At 71.9% G+C, this 4,946-nt stretch carries 5 protein-coding genes; 2 read left to right on the forward strand and 3 right to left on the reverse strand.

Annotated elements, in window-relative coordinates:
- On the forward strand, window positions 1-856 hold an 856-nt coding region (locus EBH09_RS17455; RefSeq protein WP_153182677.1), incomplete at its 5' end, for an MFS transporter.
- 166 nt (window positions 857-1,022) lie between these two features.
- Here the strand turns inward: EBH09_RS17455 and EBH09_RS17460 are convergent.
- The 3 genes from EBH09_RS17460 to EBH09_RS17475 all read right to left on the reverse strand — a co-directional run bounded on the left by EBH09_RS17460 (window position 1,023) and on the right by EBH09_RS17475 (window position 4,108).
- Window positions 1,023-2,699: a long-chain fatty acid--CoA ligase gene (locus EBH09_RS17460; protein ID WP_121747922.1), complete on the reverse strand. Its 1,677-nt coding sequence runs from the start codon at window positions 2,697-2,699 to the stop codon at window positions 1,023-1,025.
- 140 nt (window positions 2,700-2,839) lie between these two features.
- Window positions 2,840-3,457 (reverse strand): SigE family RNA polymerase sigma factor, encoded by a 618-nt coding sequence (locus EBH09_RS17465; protein WP_193776374.1) that lies wholly within the window; start codon window positions 3,455-3,457, stop codon window positions 2,840-2,842.
- 324 nt (window positions 3,458-3,781) lie between these two features.
- The gene (locus EBH09_RS17475) at window positions 3,782-4,108 is read right to left on the reverse strand and encodes a hypothetical protein (protein ID WP_121747925.1); all 327 of its coding nucleotides are present in this window, start codon (window positions 4,106-4,108) and stop codon (window positions 3,782-3,784) included.
- A gap of 408 nt (window positions 4,109-4,516) precedes the next feature.
- On the opposite strand from EBH09_RS17475, the gene EBH09_RS17480 reads away from it, so the two are divergent.
- Window positions 4,517-4,946 (forward strand): bifunctional DNA primase/polymerase (locus EBH09_RS17480; protein ID WP_193776375.1); only part of this gene is annotated, 430 nt, incomplete at its 3' end.

Here is a 4,946-nt window from a genome sequence, read left to right on the forward strand (position 1 = left end):
GGCCGTCCTGGTCGCCTCGGCCGCGACCGTCGTCCCGCAGCTCCTGGTCCCGCTGGTCGCCGAGCGCGCCCCCGCCGACCGCCGGGCCCGGCACGTCGCGGCCGTCATCGCCGGCCTGTTCACCGGCATCGTGGCGGCCCGCGTGCTCGGCGGGCTGTTCGGGCAGGCCTACGGCTGGCGCGTGGTGTTCGTCGGCGCGGCCGTCCTGACCGCCGTACTGGGCCTGGCGACCGCGTACATCCTGCCCGCGGAACGGCGTCGGCGTGAGGGCTCGCTGTTCGCCGGGCTCGCCGCGCTGCCCGGCGTGGTGCGCCATTCGCCGGACCTGTGGCGCGCCTGCGTGCGCCAGGCGGGGATGTACGGCGCCTGGAGCGCCCTGTGGACCTCGCTGGCGCTGCTCCTGGCCGGGGGCGAGGGCTACGGCATGACCACCGCCGCGGCCGGCCTGTTCGGCCTGTTCGGGCTCGCGGCGAGCGTCGTCGCGCCGCTCGCGGGCGGCCTGGTCGACCGGTTCGGCGCCGCGAAGGTCGTGCGGTCCGCGTATCTCCTCGCCGCCGTGTCGGTCCCGCTGTTCTGGCTGGGCGGACAGGCGATGGCCGCCCTGTGCGCGGCGGCGGTCCTGGTGCACGCCGCCCTGGTCGCCTCACACGTCGCCAACCAGACCATCGCCCTGACCACCAGCTCCGCCCCGGCCACCGCCAACACCGCGTACGTCGTCTCCGGCTTCGCGGGCGGCGCCCTGGCCTCGGCCCTCGCGGGTCCCGCTTACGGCCACTGGGGCTGGGGCGGGGTCTGCGCGGTGGCGGGGGCGTGGCTGGTGCTGGGGTGGGCGGCGACGGCCGTACGGACACGGTGAGCACGGGCGGCGACGGCCGTAGGGACACGGCGCGCGCGGACACCGGGAGCACCCACGCCGGGGCTTGTGCCGCCCGACGTGAGCGCGAAGGCGGGGCCCGCCCGACGTGAGCGGGAAGGGCGGGGCCCGCCCGGCGTGACCGCGAGGGCGGGTGCCCGAACGTCCGTCAGAGCCGGGTGACGTCCAGTCCCCCGTCGGCGTACTGCCTGCGCAGCACCTTCTTGTCGAATTTGCCGACGCTCGTCTTCGGCACCGCTTCGATGACCGTCCAGCGCTCCGGGAGCTGCCATTTGGCGATCTTGCCGTCCTCGGCGAGGAAGGCGCGCAGGTCCTCGAAGCCGACGCTCGCGCCCTCCTTGAGGACGACGGTGGCCAGCGGGCGCTCGCCCCACTTGTCGTCGGGGACGGCGACCACGGCCGCCTCGGCGATGTCCGGGTGGGACATCAGGGCGTTCTCCAGCTCGACGGAGGAGATCCACTCGCCGCCGGACTTGATGACGTCCTTGGCGCGGTCGGTGAGGGTGAGGAAGCCGTCGGGGGAAATGGTGCCGACGTCGCCGGTCTTCAGCCAGCCGTCCTCGCTGAACTTGTCGGCGGGGCGCAGCGGCTCGGCGCCCGGGCCGTTGTAGTAGGCGCCGGCGATCCAGTTGCCGCGGACCTCCAGCTCACCGGCGGACTCGCCGTCCCAGGGGAGGCGCTCGCCACCGGGTCCGGTGAGGCGGGCCTCGACACCGGCCGGGAAACGGCCCTGGGTCAGCCGGTACGCGAACTCCTCCGGCGTGCCGACCGCGTGGGCCGGCGGCCGGGCGATCGTGCCGAGCGGGGAGGTCTCCGTCATGCCCCAGGCGTGGCAGACCCGCATCCCGAGCGCGTCGAATGCCTCCATCAGGGACGGGGGACAGGCGGAGCCGCCGATGGTGACCTGGGTGAGGGAGGAGACGTCGCGGGGCTTGGCGGTCAGCTCGGCGAGCAGGCCCTGCCAGATGGTGGGGACCGCGGCGGCGTGCGTCGGCTTCTCGCTCTCGATCATCTCGGCGAGCGGCGCGGGCTGCAGGAAGCGGTCCGGCATCAGCATGTTCACGCCGGTCATGAAGGTGGCGTGCGGCAGTCCCCAGGCGTTGACGTGGAACTGCGGGACCACGACCAGCGAGGTGTCCTCGTCGGTCAGACCCATCGACTGGGCCATGTTGACCTGCATGGAGTGCAGGTAGATGGAGCGGTGGCTGTAGACCACGCCCTTGGGGTCGCCGGTGGTGCCGGAGGTGTAGCACATGGCGGCGGCGGCCCGCTCGTCCAGCTCGGGCCAGTCGTACGCGGTCGGCTTCCCCGCGATCAGGTCCTCGTACTCGTGCACCTGGACCGACGCCCCGGCCAGCAGGGAGCGGTCGCCGGGGCCGGTGACGACGACGTGCTCGACCGTCTTGAGGTGCGGCAGCAGCGGAGCGAGGAGGGGAAGCAGGGAGCCGTTGGCGATCACGACGCGGTCGGCCGCGTGGTTCACGATCCAGGCCAGCTGCTCGGGCGGGAGCCGGAGATTGAGGGTGTGGAGGACCGCGCCCATGGAGGGGATCGCGAAGTAGGCCTCGACGTGCTCCGCGTTGTTCCAGGCGAGGGTCGCGACCCGTTCGTCGTCCCGGACCCGGAGGTCCTCGCGCAGTGCGTGCGCCAGCTGGGCGGCACGGGCGCCGATCTCGGCGAAGGAGCGGCGGTGCGGCTCTTCCTCACCGGTCCAGGTGGTCACCTGGGAGCTGCCGTGGATCGTCGACCCGTGGGTCAGGATCCTCGATATCAGCAGCGGTACGTCCTGCATCGTGCTCAGCACGGTGTCCTCCCGGGGCGACATTGCCTACGCGGCGGTAAGGTTTGCGCTGATTCTGCGCACATACCGCGCGGTATGTCACTACTCCGGGGTGATCGATCAGTGCTCGTTGCCCGGCAAGGTGTCCGGCGGGGACCCTCACCGACGGCCCACAGAGCGGTTCGTCACCGAACAATTCCCAGCTCAGGGTCCTCCCGGAGCTTGCCGAGCGCTCGCGACACCGCCGACTTCACCGTGCCCACGGAAACGCCGAGCACTTCGGCCGTCTGGGCCTCGCTGAGGTCCTCGTAGTACCTGAGAACGACCATCGCCCGCTGCCGGGCGGGCAGCTTCATGATCGCCCGCCACATCGCGTCGTGCAGGGCCTGCCGCTCCGCCGGGTCGTCGCCGGCGAGGACGGGCTCCGGCTCCGGCAGCTCGTCGCAGGCGAACTCGTCGACCTTGCGCTTGCGCCACTGCGACGTCCGGGTGTTCAGCAGGGCCCGGCGCACGTATCCGTCCAGCGCGCGATGGTCCTCGATGCGCTCCCACGCCACGTACGTCTTGGTGAGCGCGGTCTGCAGCAGGTCCTCCGCGTCGCTCGGGTTCGCGGTCAGCGACCGGGCGGTGCGCAGCAGCACCGGCTGGCGGGCCCTCACGTACGACGAGAACGACGGGTACGGGAAGGTCTGCGGCTTGGCCGCGGCCTTGGCCGCGGCCATAGCTGTGGCCTTGACCGGGGCCTTGGCCGAGGCCGAGGCCGTGGCGGCGTCCGAAGCGCTGGTGCAGACGGGTGTGGTCATGGCTCAACGCTATGAGCGAGGGGGTGTCCGGCGGATCGGCCGCAGGTCCCGAAGCAGAGTCCGCCTCAGGTTGTAGGGGTGGTGCCGGCTGCACCTCCTGTAGGTGGACGAGGGGAGGAGGGGTACTGCGGGTTCACCCCTGGGGGCTCCCGGAAGGCAGAGCCCTCACGACGTACGCGCGTCGCGGGCACGACGTCCGCGCGCGAAAACGCCCGGGCGGCGATACCGGAGTACCGCCGCCCAGGCGCCTTGCGACCCCATGAAGCACACCCGCACAGAGACTGAGGGGCCGGCGCGGGAGCGCACCCGCACCGGTCCCTCAGCTCACCACCACAGCGGGGTGAAGCTGACGGCCACGTTCTCGTTGCCCTGGTTGATCGCCGTGAACGCGGAGCCGTCGACCTGCGCGGTGTTGCTCTGGTTCGAGGCCCCCGAGCCGACCGCCTGCTGCTGCGTGGTGGACGAGTTGCCGTTGTTGTCCCCGCCGACGCCGCTGCCGAGGATGCCCGCGAAGGCCTCCGAAGCGGTCGCGTTCGATCCGTCGTCCGCGACGGCGCCGTTGTCCGCCGTCGCCATGCCGCCGAAGAGGGCGGCGGCGAGCGGAAGGGCGGCGACAGCGGCGACGACGCGGGCGGTACGGATGCTTGCCATGTTGTTCCTCCAGAACAAGTGCGCACCGGCTTGTGGCCGACAGCGCGAGAAGTACGTGAAGTAGAGCGGCAGTAGAGCTGCGGTGGATCCGAAGTGGGTCCGAAGTGGAGCTTTCGCCGGGGCAGTTGGCCGACCGCCTCGACGTTGTGCACGACGTCGCGTGATCAGAGTTGCCCACCGAATCCCCGGCGAACCACCCCGGAAGCCCTGATTCGCCCTCAAGCGTGATGACAAGTCGATAAACCCCTTTGCTTCCCTTCCGCCTCAGTTCAGGACAGTGCGGGCAGCTCCTCCCCAAGTGCCGCAAGAGGTGAAGCGTTCCGGCAGTTTTTCCGCCCGCCGCCCCTCCCCGGCGCGTCGCACGCACCCACCCTTCCCTTTTTCGAACGTAGGTACGAACATAGAGCCATGGCCACCACCGACCGGCAGGCCACGACGCTGGCCCTCGCACACGCCCTGTCAGCCGCCGAGCGCGGACTGGCCGTCATCCCCCTGTCCCGGACGAAGCTCCCGGCCCTGCGCTCCCCCCACCGCGACGAACCGGCCCCGGCCCCCTGCCACGGCGCGTGCGGCCGCTTCGGCCACGGGGTCTACGACGCCTCCACCGACCCCGCCCGCATCCGCGAACTCTTCGCCGCCGCGCCCTGGGCGACGGGCTACGGCATCGCCTGCGGCCTGCCGCCGCACCACCTGATCGGCGTGGACCTGGACACGAAGTCGGAGACGGACTCCTCGGCCGCCCTGCGCGAACTCGCCCTGCGCCACCTGTTCACGATCCCGCCCACCGTCGTCGTACTGACCCCCAGCGGAGGACGCCACCTCTGGCTGAGCGGCCCGC

Origin of the sequence: Streptomyces sp. E2N166, from assembly GCF_003671715.1 — a bacterium.
GTDB lineage: Bacteria > Actinomycetota > Actinomycetes > Streptomycetales > Streptomycetaceae > Streptomyces > Streptomyces thinghirensis.

Excerpts from the sequence above, each read along its gene's own strand:
- EBH09_RS17460 (WP_121747922.1), bottom strand. The coding sequence starts at position 2,699 with ATGTCGCCCCGGGAGGACACCGTGCTGAGCACGATGCAGGACGTACCG.
- EBH09_RS17465 (WP_193776374.1), bottom strand. The coding sequence starts at position 3,457 with ATGACCACACCCGTCTGCACCAGCGCTTCGGACGCCGCCACGGCCTCG.
- EBH09_RS17475 (WP_121747925.1), bottom strand. The coding sequence starts at position 4,108 with ATGGCAAGCATCCGTACCGCCCGCGTCGTCGCCGCTGTCGCCGCCCTT.